2 protein-coding genes and 1 pseudogene are annotated in these 2,666 nt (G+C 70.7%); all 3 read left to right on the plus strand.

The window, feature by feature from the left end; genetic code table 11:
- The first annotated feature begins 404 nt into the window (after positions 1–404).
- The gene (locus tag EAO70_RS00680; RefSeq protein WP_148001091.1) at positions 405–1,214 is read left to right on the plus strand and encodes an alpha/beta fold hydrolase; all 810 of its coding nucleotides are present in this window, start codon (positions 405–407) and stop codon (positions 1,212–1,214) included.
- Positions 1,214–1,903, plus strand: a pseudogene (locus EAO70_RS00685) (PP2C family protein-serine/threonine phosphatase); the annotation flags it as partial. The gene EAO70_RS00680 and the pseudogene EAO70_RS00685, both read left to right, overlap by 1 nt.
- Positions 1,888–2,666 (plus strand): PP2C family protein-serine/threonine phosphatase (locus EAO70_RS00690; RefSeq protein ID WP_261992571.1); only part of this gene is annotated, 779 nt, incomplete at its 3' end. The pseudogene EAO70_RS00685 and the gene EAO70_RS00690, both read left to right, overlap by 16 nt.

Genomic DNA, 2,666 nt, shown 5'->3' on the forward strand with positions numbered 1-2,666 from the left:
GCCTTCGACTCTCACGGGAACTCCGGACTGTTCCTCACGGGTGCGGGAGCAGGGTTCGCGCGGTGCAGACCGGAGCCGCGATCACCCTGATGAACAGGGCTCGGATTCGCCGGTCCGAGCGAGCGCACCGGCCCACTACGGAGAGACGAAAGTCAGGGGTTCAGGGCCCGCTCCAGGGTGAGGCAGCAGGGAACGCCGAACGGCCGGTGCGCTCGCTCGGACCGGCGAATCCGAGCCCTGTTCATCAGGGTGATCGCGGCTCCGGTCTGCACCGCGCGAACCCTGCTCCCGCACCCGTGAGGAACAGTCCGGAGTTCCCGTGAGAGTCGAAGGCTCTCCATCTCGGTGTCAGGCCCGCCGTTGGCGGCGTGATCGCCCCCGGGGCGTCTGCGACGATGGCGGGTATGGATGTGCGGAGCAGGAACCATGTGAGGGTGACCGGACGGGCCGGTGCACCGGTGGTGGTACTGGCGCACGGGTTCGGGTGCGATCAGAACATGTGGCGTCTGGTGGTGCCGGCGCTGGAGCGTGACTTCACCGTTGTCCTCTTCGACCACGTCGGCGCGGGGAACTCGGACCTCTCCACATGGAGCCCCGAGCGGTACTCCACGCTGGACGGGTACGTCGACGACGTCCTCGAGCTGTGCCGGGAGCTGGCCCTGGGCCCGGTGACGTTCGTCGGGCACTCGGTGTCCGCCATGATGGGCGTGCTGGCCGCCGTCAGGGAGCCCGAGGCGTTCGCGGGCCTGGTCCTGCTGGCCCCCTCGCCCTGCTTCATCGACGATCCCGCAACCGGCTACCGCGGCGGGTTCAGCGCCGCGGACATCGACGAGCTGCTGGAATCGCTCGATGCGAACTATCTGGGCTGGTCCGGTGCGATGGCGCCGGTGATCATGGGTAACCCCGAGCGGCCGGAGCTCGGGGAGGAACTCACCAGCAGTTTCTGCCGCACCGACCCGAAGATCGCCAGACTGTTCGCCCGGGTGACGTTCCTGTCCGACAACCGCGCCGACCTCGCGGCTGTGCGGGTGCCCACGCTGGTCGCCCAGTGCTCCAGCGACGCGATCGCCCCGCCCGAGGTGGGCGCCTTCGTCCACGCGCAGATTCCGGACAGCCGGCTCGTCACCCTGAACGCCACCGGACACTGCCCGCAGCTCGCCGCGCCCGAGGAGACCGCCGAAGCCATCACCGCGTTCGCGGGAGCCGCCCGGTGATGTGCAAGACCAACGGCGAAGAGCAGGAGGGCCGGGAGGGCGGTGGGCCGGTGGATGAGCAGGCGCAGTTCTCCGCGCTGCTGGAGGACAGTGCCGAGGATCTGTACGAGCACGCGCCCTGCGGCTACCTCTCCACCCAGTTGGACGGCCGGATCGCGAAGGTCAACACCACCCTGCTGGACTGGCTCGGATACCAGCGTGACGACCTCGTGGGCCGTAAGCACTTCTCCGACCTGCTCACCGTCGGCGGGCGGCTCTACCACGAGACCCACTTCGGTCCGCTGCTGCGGATGCAGGGCGAGATCAGCGGCATCGCCCTGGAACTCAGGGCCGCCGACGGCACCCGGCTGCCGGTCCTGGTCACCTCCACCGTGAAAACGGGCAGCGACGGGCATCCCCTGCTGATCCGCACCACCATCTTCGACGCCCGCGACCGCCGCGCCTACGAGACCGAGCTGCTGCGCGCCCGCCGGGAAGCCGACCTCGAACGCGACCGCCTCCAGGTCCTGGCCGCCACCTTGCAGAAGACCCTGCTGCCGCCTGCCCTGGCGAGCGTGCCCGGTCTGGACGTCGCCGCGTACTACCACATCGCCTCCGTCGACGAGGTCGGCGGCGACTTCTACGACCTCTTCCCTCTGGCCGCCGGCACCTGGGGGCTGTTCCTGGGCGACGTGTGCGGCAAGGGCGCGGGCATCCCCTGCTGATCCGCACCACCATCTTCGACGCCCGCGACCGCCGCGCCTACGAGACCGAGCTGCTGCGCGCCCGCCGGGAAGCCGACCTCGAACGCGACCGCCTCCAGGTCCTGGCCGCCACCTTGCAGAAGACCCTGCTGCCGCCTGCCCTGGCGAGCGTGCCCGGTCTGGACGTCGCCGCGTACTACCACATCGCCTCCGTCGACGAGGTCGGCGGCGACTTCTACGACCTCTTCCCTCTGGCCGCCGGCACCTGGGGGCTGTTCCTGGGCGACGTGTGCGGCAAGGGCGCCGCCGCCGCGGCCGTCACCTCGCTCGCCCGCTACACGCTGCGCGCCGCCGCCGTCTACGACCCCGACCCGGCCGCCGTCCTCGCCAACCTCAACACCGYCCTGAACCACGAGTACAACGGCAGTGACCCCCGCTTCTGCACCGTCGTCTTCGGGCTGCTCACCCCCGACCGTATCCGGGGCGGCTTCCACATCATCCTGGCCAGCGGCGGCCACCCCCCGGCCCTGCTGATGCGCTCCGACGGCTCCGCCGTCTACACCGCCTTCCACCGCACCCCCGGCGGCCTGTCCGGCACCATCGCCCTGGCCGGGCACGCCCCGGCCCTGATCCGCCGCGCGGGCGGAACCGTCGAACCGCTGGGCGCCATGGGCACCCTGCTGGGGATCATGGACACCGTCCACCTGACCGACGTGCCCTTCCACCTCTCCCCCGGCGACCTGCTCCTGCTCTACACCGACGGCGCCAC

This window comes from Streptomyces sp. adm13(2018) (assembly GCF_008042145.1).
In the GTDB taxonomy this organism is placed as follows: domain Bacteria; phylum Actinomycetota; class Actinomycetes; order Streptomycetales; family Streptomycetaceae; genus Streptomyces.